The organism is Hydrogenoanaerobacterium saccharovorans, from assembly GCF_016901815.1.
In the GTDB taxonomy this organism is placed as follows: Bacteria; Bacillota; Clostridia; order Oscillospirales; family Ruminococcaceae; genus Avimicrobium; species Avimicrobium caecorum.
This window is the reverse complement of sequence record NZ_JACSNR010000006.1, coordinates 128,579-142,555: the sequence shown is the minus strand read 5'-3', so window position 1 is coordinate 142,555 and position 13,977 is coordinate 128,579. Positions and strand designations below refer to the sequence as shown.

The window sequence follows — 13,977 nt, the reverse complement described above, 5'->3', positions numbered from 1 at the left end:
CCCTCCTTGTTTCTCAGGCAGCCTCAGCGGTGGGAGCCGGGGAGAGGAACCAGCCCAGCAGGATTCCCACCAGGGCAGGGCCGACCCAGAGCAGCTCCCGTACAATGGCGGGAATGGAATCCATCAGGAAGGAAGTCAGTCCGGGGATGGTCATAAAGCCGCCGGTTGCCAGTACCACAATGATGCTGGTGACGCTGGTAAAGGCGATTGCCAGCGGGTAAACCAGCTTCCGTTTCCGGGCGCCGTCCCAGAAGCTCAGCAGGATCAGGACCAGGGCAGGCGGGTAGATCATGCCCAGCACCGGAACCGAAACCGCCAGAATGGCACTGAGGCCGGCATTGGAGATGACCATGCTCACAAAGGCAAAGAAGAACGCCCACTGCCGCTGGGAGAACCGGGGCAGGATCTGGGAGAAGTACTCACTGCAGCAGGAGATCAGGCCGATGCAGGTGTTCAGACAGGCCAGCAGGAAGATGAGTCCCAGCAGGACAATGCCGGCGTTGCCGAACAGATCCCGGGTGATGGCAGTCAGGGCGGCAGTGCCGTCTGCCAGTTCGCCGTAAGCGCCGCCGGCAACGGCACCCACATGGGCAATGGCGCCGTATACCACCAGGAAGATCAGGCCGGCGATCCATCCGGCATAGGTGATCTCCTTGACCACGGCAGAGCGTTCGGTCACGCCTCGGTTATTGATATTCATCGCTATGATGATGCCGAAATTCAGCGCGGCGATGGCGTCCATGGTCTGGTAGCCGCCCAGGAAGCCCTGGAGCACCGGGGACTGGGCATAGAGGCCATAGGATTCGCCATAGCCGGCGGGAGGAGCCAGCAGACAGCCCACAAACATAATGCCGATGAGGATCAGCAGACAGGGAGAAGTGAACCGGCCCAGGAGATGGGTGAGTTTTTCCGGGGACAGGCTGACATAAAACGCCACAGCGAAGAAGAGAATGGAATAGATCAGCTGGATCATGGTTTTGGAAGTGTCGCCGGAGAGGAAGGGAGTCACAGCCATTTCAAAGGAAGTGCTGGCAGTACGGGGGATAGCCAGACAGGGGCCGATGGAGAGGTAGATGAGCAGAGTAAACACCTTCGCAAAGACCGGATGGACTCGCCCGGCAAGTTCATCAAGGCTGCCGGCATGAGCGACAGCGATAACACCAAGGATGGGAAATCCGATGGCAGTGATGGCAAATCCCAGCATAGCCAGAGGGGTTTTGGTACCAGCCATGGCGCCGAGATAGGGCGGGAAGATCAGATTGCCGGCTCCAAAGAACATGGAAAAAAGGGTAAGGCCTACCAGCATCCGGTTACGGGTGGACAGTCTGTTCATAAAAAACCTCCTATTTGATTTTTGTATAAAGCCAAGTGTGCTCTATTAAAAAACAATCATAGCATAATCCACAAATATTTGCAACTTACCTAAGAACTGTTGCTTTATCGCTTAAAATTTTAGCGATGTAAAGCGGTAATTTTATTTAATTTTTACAAAAATTCCTCTTTACAAATGAAATCGGCGGTGCTATAATAGCCTCTGGAATTCAGGAAGGAGAGAATTAAATTATGGATCTATTTGAGCAGAAGTTTGTTGAACTGAACTACACCGACAACCGTCCCTCTCACAACGGTGATGCAGCCAAGGAATGTGAGAAGCTGATCCGTGCTGAGGAGAGCAAGGGTTGGCAGGCTGGTCAGGTGCTGATCCCCCTCAACGAAACCATGTGCGCTGGCGGCGTACTGGGCTGTCAGGTGATGTTTGACCGTGCACCTGAGATGCCGATGATCTGTTCTTTTGGTGGTTTTTGATTTTCTCGTACAATAACAAAAACAAAGGGCTTTCCGAGCAGTCGGAGAGCCCTTTTTGTTATACATTTATAAAGGTATCAGAATCAGAGCATCTTCTTGCGGCGGAAATAGAAGAACTCCGCTACCACAATGGAAACGCTCAGCAGGATTACAAAGAGATAGCCATATTTCCACTGGAACATGAGCATATTGGGGAAATTCATGCCGAACCACCCGGCAATGAGGGTCAGAGGCATGAAGATGGTAGTGACGATGGTAAGGAAGGTCATGACCTTGTTCTGCTGGACCTCAATCTGGGACTGGTACAGTTCCCGGATCTGTAACAGATATTCCTTGAGCATCTCCACATGGCTGTGCAGACGGTCGCAGCGGCTGACAAACAGCTTCCAGCCAGCCAGTTCCCGTTCGTCCAGCTCATGACCGATGGAGGCCTGCATCTGATCGCCGATATTCATCATCTGCTCATAGAAGGCACGCAGGGAGGTCAGTTCCCGGCGATAGGCAATGACTGTGGCATAGAAGGAATCCGGAATCCGGCGCAGCAGGTTCTCCTCGATTTTCGCCAGCTTGTCCTCCAGGCGTTCCAGATCCAGGGCATCGTCCTCAATGAGCGATTCCAGCAGGGTCTGTATCAGATAGGAGAGGGTGCAGCGTCCCAGAGGCGTCTTTTCCAGCGACTTCATAAAGGGCAGCAGGAAGCCGCTGTCCTCGATCAGGATCAGACGGTCCTCGTCCAGATAGAAGCCGATCTGCTTTTCCGAGAGATTGCCGGAGGTGCGCCGCGGTACCCGGATAATCCCCTGGGTGCAGTCACTGAATGCCTCGAGCTTGCAGGCAGAGTGATGCTGCAGATTGCGGATAAAGCCGGTTTTATGGGGAATGGTTTTTTCGTTGGAGAACTCCTCCAGGGTCATCACACAGACCTGACGGTCACTGGGGGAAGATTTGTCCATTTCCCGGGCATCCCGGATCTGATGCAGGTCTCCTTTTTCCAGATTGAGCAGATACTGCTGCATGATTACTGATCCCTCACTTTATTTGTCGGTTCAAAGCCCCTGATAGTCAAAGGCCGGGATAAAACTCTCCGCCGCTGTACCGCCTTCCTGGATAAAGGCATTTTCCACACCCAGGGAGAGGGCATAGCGGATCAGACGGTCATATTCATGGCGGGTAACTTTCCGGTTGATCTCCGGGAAGTCCGTGACCTGGGGCAGGGGAGTATACTGATTCATCAGACTCAGCCAGACCCGGTCGCCATAGGTTTCATAGACATATTTTACCACAGCTTTGGCGTTTTGAACATGACCGGGCAGCAAAAGATGCCGGACAATGACGCCGGAGGTCATCATACCGGAGTCATCATAGCGGGCTTCGGGCTGCTGCCGGACCATCTCAGCCAGGGCTGCCCGGGCAACCTCCGGATAATCCGCCGCCCGGGAGTACCGCTCCGCCGGTTCGGACTGCATGTATTTGAAATCGGTGAGGTAGATGTCCACAATTCCCTCCAGGCTGCGGAGGGTCTCCACGCTCTCATAGCCGCCGCAGTTGTAGACAATGGGGATGGAGAGCCCCTTTGTCCGGGCGAGGGTTACCGCCTCGATGATCTGCGGGGTATAGTGGGTGGGAGTGACCAGATTGATGTTGGCGGCCTTCTGCTGTTGGAGCTCCAGGAAGATCTCCGCCAGGCGTTCCACTGAGATGGGTTTGCCAACCTGGGCCCGGGCGATGGAGTAGTTCTGGCAGTAGACGCAGCGCAGCGGACAGCCACTGAAAAAGACGGCGCCGGAACCGGTCTCTCCGGAGATGCAGGGCTCTTCCCAGAGGTGCAGGGCAGCCCGTGCGGCATAGATTCCCGGCTCTGCCACACCGCAGTAGCCGGGAGTACCGCCGGCACGGTCAGCGCCGCATTGCCGGGGACAGAGCCGGCAGCCATTGGACAGTTGGGTCATAAGGGGATTCCTCCGTATAAAATCCCCGGACCAGAAGCAGTCCGGGGAGGATGGATCAAACGATCAGGGTTTGTTTTCGGGGAGAGGATAGCTTCTATCCGGGGTTTTTATGCCTTTTTGATCGGATGCCGGATCACAGTTTTCCATTTTTCCGGGGCAACCTTTCTGGCATCCGAGAGATAGATCTCATGGTGCAGCCGGTCCATGCTCAGATCATTGGCATAGCCATGCTCTTTCAGATAGGCGTCCATCTGTGCAACCGTAGCCGGTTCGTCATCAAAGGGGCCCAGATGCATGATCTGTACGCACAGCCCCTCCTCGATGGTGAGATACTCGGCTGCCGAGCAGTCCAGCTTCTTCTTTTTGGTGGCTGTTTCCACCGCCCAGTCAAAGTCCGCTTTGGAAATGAAATCGGGCAGACGGATCACAGAGATCCAGTTGAAGCTGGATTTGTCCGTATAATCGACGCCTTCCATGCCGTCCTGCCACCAGAAGCCTTCCAGCGGAGGAACAACATATTCAATGAATCCTTCGATCTTGTGATCGGTCTTGTAGCTCATTTTCAGGGTATAGGCGACGGCATACAGAATGCTGACTGCCTGCTGGTATGCCCCACCCTCTTCATTCGGGTCGCCCTTGCCACGGACAGCGATATAGTTCGCCCTGGGAACATTCACAATTTCCGGCTTTTTCCCGGGCATGTAGAATTCCTTGTACTCTTTCTTGAAATCAAAAGCCATAACTACCTCTGAAAATCTTATTTTCACATGCTGCATCTGCGAACAGTTCCCAGGTTATTGCTCCGTTCTGGTCATCAGCGCCACACATTCCACATGTGTCGTGCGGGGGAACATATCCACTGCCTGCAGGCGGCGGGGGATATAGCCCAGCTCCCTGAGGATAGCGGCGTCCCGGGCAAGGGTGGCGCTGTTGCAGGATACATACACCAGCCGGTCAGGGTTCATCTCGGCGATGGTGTGCAGCAGATCCGGGCTGCAGCCCTTCCGGGGCGGGTCGATGATGACCACATTGGGCCGGATGCCCTCCTTTGCCAGGGTCTGGGCCGCCTGAGCCGCGTCGCCGCAGAGGAACCGCGCATTCTCGATGCCGTTCTTCCGGGCGTTCTGGGTGGCGTTTTCCACTGCCTCCCGGACAATCTCCACGCCGATTACCTCCTTGACCTGGTGAGCCAGGCTCAGTCCGATGGTACCGGCGCCGCAGTAGAGATCCAGCAGGACATCGTCCGGGGTCAGCTGGGCAAACTCCCCGGCAATGCGGTAGAGCTGCTCAGCGCCGTCGTGGTTGATCTGATAGAATGCCATGGGGGAGATGTCAAACCGCACGCCGCACAGGGTATCGGTGATATGATCCTTTCCGTAGATCAGCCGGCTCTTTTTGCCGAGGATCACATTGGTGCGCTCCCGGTTGATGTTGAGCATGATGCTGGCAAGTTCCGGGAACTGTTCGGTGATGCGGTTGACAAACTGGCTGCAGTGGGGCAGTTCCGAGCCGTTGAGAACCAGGCAGAGCATCAGTTCCCCTGAAACAGCACCCTGCCGCAGGTAGACATGACGCACCAGACCGGTTCTGGTTTCCTCATCATAGACGGGGATATGATACCGGTCCAGGAACTGTTCCACAAAGCGCAGGATCTCGCCGAATACCGGCGGCTGCAGGGCACAGTCCTCATAGGGGATCACCCGATGGGAACGGCTGGCAAAGAATCCGCCCCGCACACCGGTTTCGGTCTGGGTCAGGGGATACTGGGCCTTATTGCGGTAGCCGTCCACAGCAGGGGAGGGCAGCAGCGGATGCTCCTCCAGTTCAATGCCGCCGATCCGGCGCATATTTTCATAGACAATGCGGTTCTTCAGCCGGCATTCCTCGTCATACCGGATATGGCGCAGGCTGCATCCGCCGCACTTTTTGTAGACCGGGCAGTCCGGTTCGATCCGCATGGGAGAGGGGGTGAGGATCTCTTCAATGATGCCATAGCAGAGATTTTTCTGCACCTTGACGATCCGGACGCTGAGCTTGTCCCCGACAGCGCTCATAGGGACAAAGACAGCCATGCCCTCATGGCGTCCGACTCCCATGGCTTCCGCAGTCAGGTCGACAATTTCCAGGGTAATGATGTCATTTTTGCTCAGCATGGTTTCACTCCGTTTCTCTTGGCTCCTGCCAAAGATTTGCAGAAACCGGGACTCATTTCGTATATAAAAATTATACCATAAATCCGGCTGTACTTCCAGCCCGTCCGCCTCTGGAAAACGAAAAAACCGCCTGAAAAGGCGGTTTTCTGGTATGTTTCCCTGGGAGGGGAATATTACTTTGCGTCCGAACGGGTACCGAAGAAGACAACGGCAATGGTGCCGGGGCCGGTATGACAGCCGACTACCGGACCGATGGAACTGTACCGGATCTCGCCGACCTTGTAGTTCTTCTTGATGGTTTCCGCCAGCTTTTTGGCCTCTTCCGGCGCGCCGGCATGGGTGATGTAGATCACATCCAGATTGTCGGCGTCCTCCAGATGCCGGGCCAGTGCCGCATAGACATTGTTCTTGCCCCGCACCTTTTCCTGGGTGATCAGCTTGCCTTCGCTGTTCAGGTCAATGATCGGCTTGATGCCCAGCGCAGTACCTACCACGGCTCCGGCAGCGGAAAGGCGTCCGCCCCGGTACAGATGGCCCAGATCGTCCACCGAGATCCAGTGGCAGACCCGGCGTTTGTTCTCCTCCAGCCAGTCCCGGGCGTCCTCAATGGAACAGCCGGCTTCCCGCATCTTTACCACCGGTTCGATCAGAGCTGCCACACCGCAGCAGGCACAGAGGGTGTCCACCACAAACAGCTTCTGTCCGGGATAGCGTTCCCGCAGATCCTCCGCCACCAGCTGGGCCGAGGCACAGGTGCCGCTCAGTCCCGAAGTGAAGGCAATGTACAGCACATCCTTGCCCTGGCGCAGCAGAGCCTCCAGGGCATCTTCGATCCGGCCCGGGTTGGGCTGGGAAGTTCCCACTACGGCCTTGGTGTTGCGCAGGGTGGCATAGAGCTCCTCCGCGGTCAGTTCCCGCTCATCCGGATAGGAGAGGTATTCTTTTCCGTCAATGGAAAAGCTCAGCGGGATAAATCCGTCTATATGCATCGCGTCATACTGCTCCTGAGTCAGATCGGCGCTGGAATCCACAACAATGGCAAATCGCTCCATAAGTTCTCCTTTCAGCATTTGAAATCTATCCTGATTGTAACACACGTTACAGGGCTTTTGCAAATCTTTTCGACCATATTTTTCAAATGCAGACAGACTTACTCCTGAAAATCCTTCCGCCAGACCGCTTCACAGAGCATGGCTGAAAGGCATCCGGCCCCCAGGGAGGACCAGGAGGCTTCCAGCAGTCCCTCGGACAGGGCCAGATAGCGCAGATACTGTTCCCCGGCGGCGAGATACCCATAGAGAGCGGACAGGAACAGACAGACCACGGCCAGCAGAAGGCTGCCCAGCAGGATCAGCCGGGTATAGGCGGTGAGGGAGTAGAAATGTTCAAGGAGGAATTTCATGGACAGGGCCCCTTTCCGGATCAAATCAATACTTCTATCATAGCGGGAAGTCCGGTCCGGGGAAAGAGGGGAGATGCCGGAAGGAAAACTGGAAACAGACGGCAGGAGTGCTGACAGGTTTTACAGCTGTAAACCGCAGGGCGAAGCCGGTATAATGGAGAGGAAAGAGGGAGGTGCATCAATATGCAGAATACCAGTTCCAGACGGCTGACTGCCGAAGTGACCCATATCCCCGGAACCGGGTGGAACGGATTGCGGGTTTCTGACCCATTGGGGGGACAGGAGGCATGCTGGGAAGATCTGACCGAGGACGAAACCAGACTGCTGAAACTGGCAGCGGATATGGAACATACGGAGGTCGCCTGGATTCATTTACAGGATCTGATCGAAGATCTGCTGGATTAAAGGAAAAATTTTCATGAAACAGTTGTACAGCTTTCCGCCCTGTGATATACTTTTTGAGAAAGCTTCAGACAAGTGAGCAAGAGATCAACAGGGAAGAATAGGAAGGCAGACTATGAAATGTCCTTTTTGCGGATATACAGAAAGCAAAGTCGTGGACTCCCGTCCCACTGATGACAGCGAACGCATCCGGCGGCGCCGGGAATGTCTGCGCTGTCAGAAGCGGTTTACTACATATGAGGTAGTGGAAACCGTTCCCATCATCGTCATTAAAAAGAATGGAATGCAGGAACCCTTTGACCGGGAAAAACTGCTGCGCGGTGTTCTGCGTGCCTGTGAAAAGCGTCCGGTACCGGTGGAAAAGCTGGAAAAGCTGGTGACCGATATCGAAACAGAACTGCAGAATTCCATGCAGCGGGAAGTTACCTCTGAAACCATTGGTGAGCTGGCTCTGGCAGCTCTGCGGGAAGTGGATGAAGTGGCTTATGTCCGTTTTGCATCTGTTTACCGGCGTTTCAAGGATATTGATTCGTTCCTGGAGGAACTGGAAAAACTCCGGGATTCCCATGAAAATTAAACACAAAACAGAGGCTGTCGTTTCCAAAGCGGCAGCCTCTGTACTTTTTGTTCATGGAATCGGCATAAAATGTCGGATTTTGAAACAAACTGTTAAATTAACAGGACAGATGTCCTTTTTTGCCAAAAATAAATCCAGTATAATATCAAAGTGTGTGATTTGGCGCCTACCGGGACGGATCGGAATCAGGCAGGATGCTCCGCAGCAAGGGGAGCTGATCGGCTGTGATATGGATCTTGCCGGAGCGCACAGTCAGGGCATTCCGTTCCCGGAGGGACTGGACCAGGCGATTGATGGTCCGCACACTCAAGCCGAGGTTATAGCTCAGATCCTCACGGGTCATGCGCACCGATACCTCCTGACGGCTGTCGATGCCGTTTTCCCGGCAATAGCCGATGAGAAACCGCGCGAATTTGACAATGCCGGGTGCAATGGGCATCTGGCTGGCGGTTCTGGCAGAGGAGCCCAGCTTGCGGATCAGCGACTGGATCAGCATCTGACAGAGCCCCGGGTCAACAGCCTGCCAGGCCAGGAAGCCTTCCACGGGCACAGCCAGGAGCAGGGAATCACTCTTGCAGATCAGGTTGTACTGAACTGCCTGGGCACCCTGATAACACTCCATTTCACAGATAAAATCCCCGGGACCCAGTTCGGTGAAGATAAAGATCGCGCCATTGCTCCAGGCTTCACTGACGGTGTACTGACCTTCCAGGATAATGTAGACAGCATGGATCGGGTCCCCTTTTTTCAGAAGGGTATCCCGTTCTTTCTGGGTGACGATCCGCAGCTGCGGCAGTATTGCGGCAGGCGGATCAAAGTGATGCTTTTCCAGAAATTCCTGCAGGATCAGTTCCTGTTTTGCCTGTGCGCTGCGATGCTCCATACAATTCCTCCGGTGGTATTTACTGTTCATATCATACCATAAAAAAGGTATGTTGTGATAATAAAGATGAAAACAGAAAAGCAAAAAAGGAGATGCAACACCATGAAACGACTGATGGCAATGCTTCTGGCGGCTGCAATGGCCTGTTCCATGACTGCCTGCAGCAGCTCGGATGGTCAGAAGAGCACTGCAGAGGGAGAGAACGGCGAAATGGTAGTCCGCGTAGGTGACTTCCTGGGTGAGACCTTCCTCTATCCGGTCAAGATTGCCAATGCAAAGGGCTTCTTTGAAGAGGAGTTTGGCAAGGACAACATCACCATTTCCATTGAGTACCTGGGTTCGGGCGCTGTTATGACCGAGGCTCTGACTGCCGGTGAGCTGGAGATGTCCTTCCTGGGCGGTCAGCCGGCATTCAGCGGTATTTCCAACGGAAACGGCGTCAAGATAATCTCGATGGCTACTTCTTCGTCTACCGACCCCTGTCTGCTGGTTGCGGCTGATTCGGACATCACAGATGTTTCGCAGCTCAAGGGCAAGAACCTGGCAGTAAACATCGGCACCGACAACCACTACCAGCTGGTTGAGATGCTGGCTCTGGGCGGCCTGACCGAAGACGACATCAACCTGTATAACCTCAAGGGCGCCGAGGCCTATGCCGCACTGACCTCCGGCGAGATTGACTGCATGCAGAGCATTGCTCCCAATACCTATCAGTTTGTGGCAAACGGCGATGCCCGGATTCTGGCTACTATGGACCAGACCGAGGGACGCAATAACCAGGTTCTGGTTGTCAGCCCTGATTTTGCCGAGGAGCATGGCGATATCATTGTACGGTTCCTGAAGGTTCTGCAGCGTGCTGTGGACTACTATAAGGAGAATCCCGAAGAGTGCAAGGATATTCTTGTAGACTATGTAGGTGACAATGTGAACCGTGACCTGATGGATGAATACATGGACAAGTATGACTGCTCGCTGCATCTGAATGCTGAGGACAAGGCATATCTGGAGCGTCAGTACAACTTCCTGTATGAGCATGATATGCTCTCTGGTCCGGTAGATCTGGAAACTATCTATGATGACAGCTTCCTCATTGAAGCATTTGGCACAACCGAAGCGCACTGACTATCCTGATATTTGAGCGACAACGGCTGCGGTATGTACTTTGCTGCGGCCGTTGCTGTATGTCGGATTGTATTCTCTGCGCGTCATGAAAGGAGATTTCATGGGTATCATTGATTTTCGCATGCGTCCCCTGTATGGCGGATATCTGTCCATGGCTGAGGCGGGAACCACCGATAAGTTCCTCACCGGACTGCGCTGTCAGATCACTCCTTCGATCCGGGAGTGCTCCATTGAGCTGCTGGTAAAGGAGATGGACGAGGCCGGGATCGAAAAGGCTGTTATCCCCGGACGGCAGTCCTCCGGAACTTTTGTGGACAACCAGGAACTGTGTGACCTGGCAAAGCAGTGGCCCGGACGGTTCATTCCGTTTCCGCTCTATGATCCGCTGCGTCCCAAGGAGAGCCTGGAGGAAGTCCGCCGTATCCTGATGGACGGCCCAGGCGGCGGTGTCACCATTGAACCCGGTTTCGGCAATACCCTGCGGTTTGATGACCCGGGATATTTCCCGCTCTACCGCTGGCTGGAGGATAACGGCATCCCGCTGATGCTCACCTTCAGCGGTTCCATTACCCCCACCATCGACTGCACACTCCCCGGACGGCTGGATCTGGTGGCACAGACCCATCCCAATCTGAAGATTGTAGTCGGACATGCCGGCTGGCCCTGGAGCAAGGAGCTCATCTGCATGGGATTCTTCCGCCGCAACATCTATCTGGCGCCGGATCTCTATTCCATGGCTTCGGTGCCCGGCAGTGAGGACTACCGTCTGGCAGCGGCCGGAATGCTGCAGGACCGGTTCCTGTTCGGTTCCTCTTATCCGCTGGTTCCGCTGGGTGAGGCTGTGGACAATGTCCGTGCCTGGAAGCTGGACCCTGCATGTGAGCAGAGAGTCCTCCATGATACAGCGGCAGAACTGCTGAGCTGGAAATTCTAATCGACCGAAGGAGTTGTGATCTTGTGGAAAAAAATAAGGCTATGCTGGCAGGCAACCGTGCGTACCAGCTCTTCCTGGCGGTGATTGCTCCGCTGACTGTTTTGCTGATCTGGGCACTCGGTTCCAATCTGGGACTGATCCGTGCCAGTATTCTGCCGTCGCCCCAGCGGGTGCTGTCGACCCTCATTTCGCTCTGCACCAGCGGTCAGATGGCAGAGGACCTGAGCATCAGTATGCTGCGTGTTCTGCGCGGCTTCGGCCTGGGTGCTGTCTGCGGCATCATCATCGGTTCGCTGATGGGCTTCTCCAAGACTGCCAATAAGGTCCTGGGTTCGCTGGTCAGCATTCTGCGTCCTGTTCCCATGCTGGCCTGGGTACCGCTGTTTATCCTGTGGCTGGGCATCGGAGAAAGCTCCAAGACTGCTGTTATCTTCATCGGCAGTTTCTGGTCGGTTCTGCTCAATACCATCCATGGCATCCAGAGCACTGACCCCAAGCTCCTGGAGGTTGCCTATATCCTGAAGAAGAGCAAGTGGGAGACCATTACCAGTGTCTATCTCCCTTCAGCTCTGCCGTCGGTTTTCACCGGTCTGCGGCTGGGTATGGGTTCCGCCTGGACCTGCGTGGTCGGTGCTGAAATGATCGCCGCTTCCAGTGGTATCGGCTATATGATCAGCTATGCCCGGGAACTGGCACAGCCTGCCAAGGTATTTGCCGGCATCATCGTGATCGGCGCTATCGGTCTTTTGATCGATCAGGTACTCCTGCGGCTGCAGCGGGTACTGCTGAAATGGTCCTATGTGGACGAGAAGTAAGGAGGACCGATATGTCTGACGAGAGAAAAACACAGGTTCTGGTGGACGGCGTCCGCAGAACCTTCCAGATTTCCGGCAGTGAACTGGTGGTACTGGACCGTATTGACCTGGACATCAAAGAGGGCGAATTCATCAGCATCGTAGGCGCCAGCGGCTGCGGCAAGAGTACACTGCTCAAGCTGATTGTCGGTCTGGACCATCCCACCTCGGGCCAGATCAAGGTGGGCGAACGGGTTGTAACCGAGCCCTCCCTGGACTGCGGCATCATCTTCCAGGAGGCCAGACTCTATCCCTGGCTGACTGTGTGGAAGAATGTGGAATTCGGTATCACCCGCAAGCTCGGTGCAGCCGAGCGCCGGGAACTGATCCAGCAGCACATTGACCTGGTGGGTCTGCATGGATTCGAAAATGCCCTGCCCAAGCAGCTCTCCGGTGGTATGCAGCAGCGTGTGAGCATTGCCCGTGCCCTGGTGAACCGCCCGGATGTACTGCTGCTGGATGAGCCTTTCGGCGCGCTGGATGCCCTGACCCGGATCAACATGCAGCGGGAAGTCCTGCGCATCTGGGAAGCTGAGAAAAAGACCATGATCCTGGTAACCCATGATATTGATGAGGCCATCTATCTCAGTGACCGGATCGTTGTGCTGTCCAGCCGTCCCGGACGGGTACATGACATCATCAATGTGGATCTGCCCCGCCCGAGAGAGCGCAGCGGTGAGGAGTTTATCCGCATCCGCACCAAGATCCATGAGTACTTCTTCCAGAATGCCATCGGCGGCAGCGAACTGGCTGAATAATATTGCTTTTCTGTGTAAAAGCCCGGACCTTTCGATAAGAAAGGCCCGGGCTTTTTGTATTCTTTTGGGAGCGGGGGATCAGACGATGTTGGAGAGGGCAAACTGCTCCGACTCCCAGATGTGGATCAGCATCCGCCGGACGGTGTTGGCCTCAGCCGCAAAGGAGGGGATCTCCCCATAGCGCAGGTATCCCGGCAGTTTGGCAATGGACAGGGTGACCTGGTCCAGATCCCCATGCCGCACAAAGGCAAGGATGCTGTGTTCATTTTCCTCCCAGTCCTGCTGCAGGGCGCTGGCCCGTTCCCAGGCTGCCTGCATCTCGCCCCGTTCCACCAGCTGGGAGATACCGTCGATCTCTGCCAGCACATGATCCTTTACCTCGGTGAGCCGGTCAAAGGTCCAGTCCCCGGCCCAGATCAGCCCCACTACCAGCAGAATGCAGATAATAAACCGTTTCATGTCTTATCCTTCTTTACAATATGGTATTTCCGGCGGCGGTCACAGATCATCAGGAAGATGTCCTTCTGGGCAATGCCCTCCTGTTCCAGCGCCTTCTGCAGCCATACCGGCGATACGCCGCAGTAATCCAGGGAATCGGGCAGCACCCGGCCCTGATCCACGATCACCACCGGGGGAGCGTCGATGAAGTCGTCCCGGTGCAGTCCCAGATCCCCGCCGGTGGCAGGACGGGCGGCAAACCGGGGATAGACCGACAGGGAACCGGTGGTCTCCACCACGGCGAACAGCACTTCGCTGGGGTCAAAATACCCGGCGGCCCGCAGCTGTTCGATGAGGTCGTCCACCGAAAAACGCAGATCCCGCAGTTCCTTCTGCATGATCTGTCCGTCCCGGATCACCATTTTGGGGCCGCCGCAGAAGAGCCGGCGGGCGGTGCGGCTGCGCATGGTGAGCCCGGAGATGAACACCTCAAAGCAGACAATGGTGAGGATCGGCACAATACCGCCCGAAAGGGGCACATCCACATCCTGAATGGGCAGGGTGGCGATATTGGAGATGAGAATGGTCACCACCAGTTCACTGGGCTGCAGTTCGCCGATCTGTCGTTTGCCCATGATCCGGAGCCCTGCGACGATCAGCAGATAGAGCAGAATGGTTCTGGCCATCAGTGCATACATG

General features: G+C 55.3%; 17 protein-coding genes. 7 read left to right on the top strand and 10 right to left on the bottom strand.

The genetic code is table 11. The features are described 5' to 3' along the window. Positions 1–13: 13 nt before the first annotated feature. Positions 14–1,333, bottom strand: coding sequence for a branched-chain amino acid transport system II carrier protein (brnQ, locus tag H9X81_RS07290; RefSeq protein WP_204720928.1), 1,320 nt, complete (start codon positions 1,331–1,333; stop codon positions 14–16). A gap of 230 nt (positions 1,334–1,563) precedes the next feature. On the opposite strand from brnQ, the gene H9X81_RS07285 reads away from it, so the two are divergent. Then, positions 1,564–1,806, top strand: coding sequence for a hypothetical protein (locus H9X81_RS07285; RefSeq protein ID WP_191391859.1), 243 nt, complete (start codon positions 1,564–1,566; stop codon positions 1,804–1,806). 83 nt (positions 1,807–1,889) lie between these two features. On the opposite strand, the gene H9X81_RS07280 is transcribed toward H9X81_RS07285, so the two are convergent. The 6 genes from H9X81_RS07280 to H9X81_RS07255 form a co-directional block, all read right to left on the bottom strand. Beyond that, on the bottom strand, positions 1,890–2,822 hold the full coding sequence (locus tag H9X81_RS07280) for a magnesium transporter CorA family protein (RefSeq protein ID WP_191391860.1): 933 nt from the start codon (positions 2,820–2,822) through the stop codon (positions 1,890–1,892). Positions 2,823–2,852: 30 nt separating this feature from the next. Beyond that, the gene (locus tag H9X81_RS07275) at positions 2,853–3,755 is read right to left on the bottom strand and encodes a radical SAM protein (protein WP_204720926.1); all 903 of its coding nucleotides are present in this window, start codon (positions 3,753–3,755) and stop codon (positions 2,853–2,855) included. Between the two features lie 107 nt (positions 3,756–3,862). Next, on the bottom strand, positions 3,863–4,495 hold the full coding sequence (locus H9X81_RS07270; RefSeq protein ID WP_204720924.1) for a GyrI-like domain-containing protein: 633 nt from the start codon (positions 4,493–4,495) through the stop codon (positions 3,863–3,865). 54 nt (positions 4,496–4,549) lie between these two features. Further along, positions 4,550–5,908, bottom strand: a complete 1,359-nt coding sequence (gene rlmD, locus H9X81_RS07265) for a 23S rRNA (uracil(1939)-C(5))-methyltransferase RlmD (RefSeq protein WP_204720921.1) — start codon at positions 5,906–5,908, stop codon at positions 4,550–4,552. Between the two features lie 173 nt (positions 5,909–6,081). Next, the gene (locus H9X81_RS07260) at positions 6,082–6,960 is read right to left on the bottom strand and encodes a DegV family protein (protein WP_191391864.1); all 879 of its coding nucleotides are present in this window, start codon (positions 6,958–6,960) and stop codon (positions 6,082–6,084) included. A 98-nt stretch (positions 6,961–7,058) separates the two neighbouring features. After that, complete coding sequence (locus tag H9X81_RS07255) at positions 7,059–7,310, bottom strand: hypothetical protein (protein ID WP_191391865.1); 252 nt, start codon at positions 7,308–7,310, stop codon at positions 7,059–7,061. A 183-nt stretch (positions 7,311–7,493) separates the two neighbouring features. Here H9X81_RS07255 and H9X81_RS07250 point away from each other — a divergent pair, with 183 nt between their 5' ends. Both H9X81_RS07250 and nrdR read left to right on the top strand, forming a co-directional pair. Further along, a complete protein-coding gene (locus H9X81_RS07250) occupies positions 7,494–7,715 on the top strand; it encodes a hypothetical protein (RefSeq protein WP_191391866.1) in 222 nt (73 codons plus the stop codon). A gap of 112 nt (positions 7,716–7,827) precedes the next feature. After that, the gene (nrdR, locus tag H9X81_RS07245; protein ID WP_191391867.1) at positions 7,828–8,289 is read left to right on the top strand and encodes a transcriptional regulator NrdR; all 462 of its coding nucleotides are present in this window, start codon (positions 7,828–7,830) and stop codon (positions 8,287–8,289) included. A 166-nt stretch (positions 8,290–8,455) separates the two neighbouring features. On the opposite strand, the gene H9X81_RS07240 is transcribed toward nrdR, so the two are convergent. After that, positions 8,456–9,172: a Crp/Fnr family transcriptional regulator gene (locus tag H9X81_RS07240; RefSeq protein WP_204720919.1), complete on the bottom strand. Its 717-nt coding sequence runs from the start codon at positions 9,170–9,172 to the stop codon at positions 8,456–8,458. A gap of 102 nt (positions 9,173–9,274) precedes the next feature. Here H9X81_RS07240 and H9X81_RS07235 point away from each other — a divergent pair, with 102 nt between their 5' ends. The 4 genes from H9X81_RS07235 (at position 9,275) to H9X81_RS07220 (ending at position 12,840) form a co-directional block, all read left to right on the top strand. Then, complete coding sequence (locus tag H9X81_RS07235; RefSeq protein ID WP_204720917.1) at positions 9,275–10,294, top strand: ABC transporter substrate-binding protein; 1,020 nt, start codon at positions 9,275–9,277, stop codon at positions 10,292–10,294. A 100-nt stretch (positions 10,295–10,394) separates the two neighbouring features. Beyond that, on the top strand, positions 10,395–11,228 hold the full coding sequence (locus H9X81_RS07230) for an amidohydrolase family protein (RefSeq protein ID WP_191391870.1): 834 nt from the start codon (positions 10,395–10,397) through the stop codon (positions 11,226–11,228). Positions 11,229–11,251: 23 nt separating this feature from the next. Then, positions 11,252–12,043: an ABC transporter permease gene (locus H9X81_RS07225; RefSeq protein WP_345941532.1), complete on the top strand. Its 792-nt coding sequence runs from the start codon at positions 11,252–11,254 to the stop codon at positions 12,041–12,043. A gap of 11 nt (positions 12,044–12,054) precedes the next feature. Next, complete coding sequence (locus tag H9X81_RS07220; RefSeq protein ID WP_191391871.1) at positions 12,055–12,840, top strand: ABC transporter ATP-binding protein; 786 nt, start codon at positions 12,055–12,057, stop codon at positions 12,838–12,840. Positions 12,841–12,918: 78 nt separating this feature from the next. Here the strand turns inward: H9X81_RS07220 and H9X81_RS07215 are convergent, their stop codons facing one another. Beyond that, positions 12,919–13,299: a DUF4363 family protein gene (locus H9X81_RS07215; RefSeq protein WP_177502728.1), complete on the bottom strand. Its 381-nt coding sequence runs from the start codon at positions 13,297–13,299 to the stop codon at positions 12,919–12,921. Next, positions 13,296–13,976, bottom strand: coding sequence for a DUF421 domain-containing protein (locus H9X81_RS07210; RefSeq protein WP_224762410.1), 681 nt, complete (start codon positions 13,974–13,976; stop codon positions 13,296–13,298). Before H9X81_RS07210 ends, H9X81_RS07215 begins: the two co-directional genes overlap by 4 nt. Between the last annotated feature and the right edge of the window lies 1 nt (position 13,977).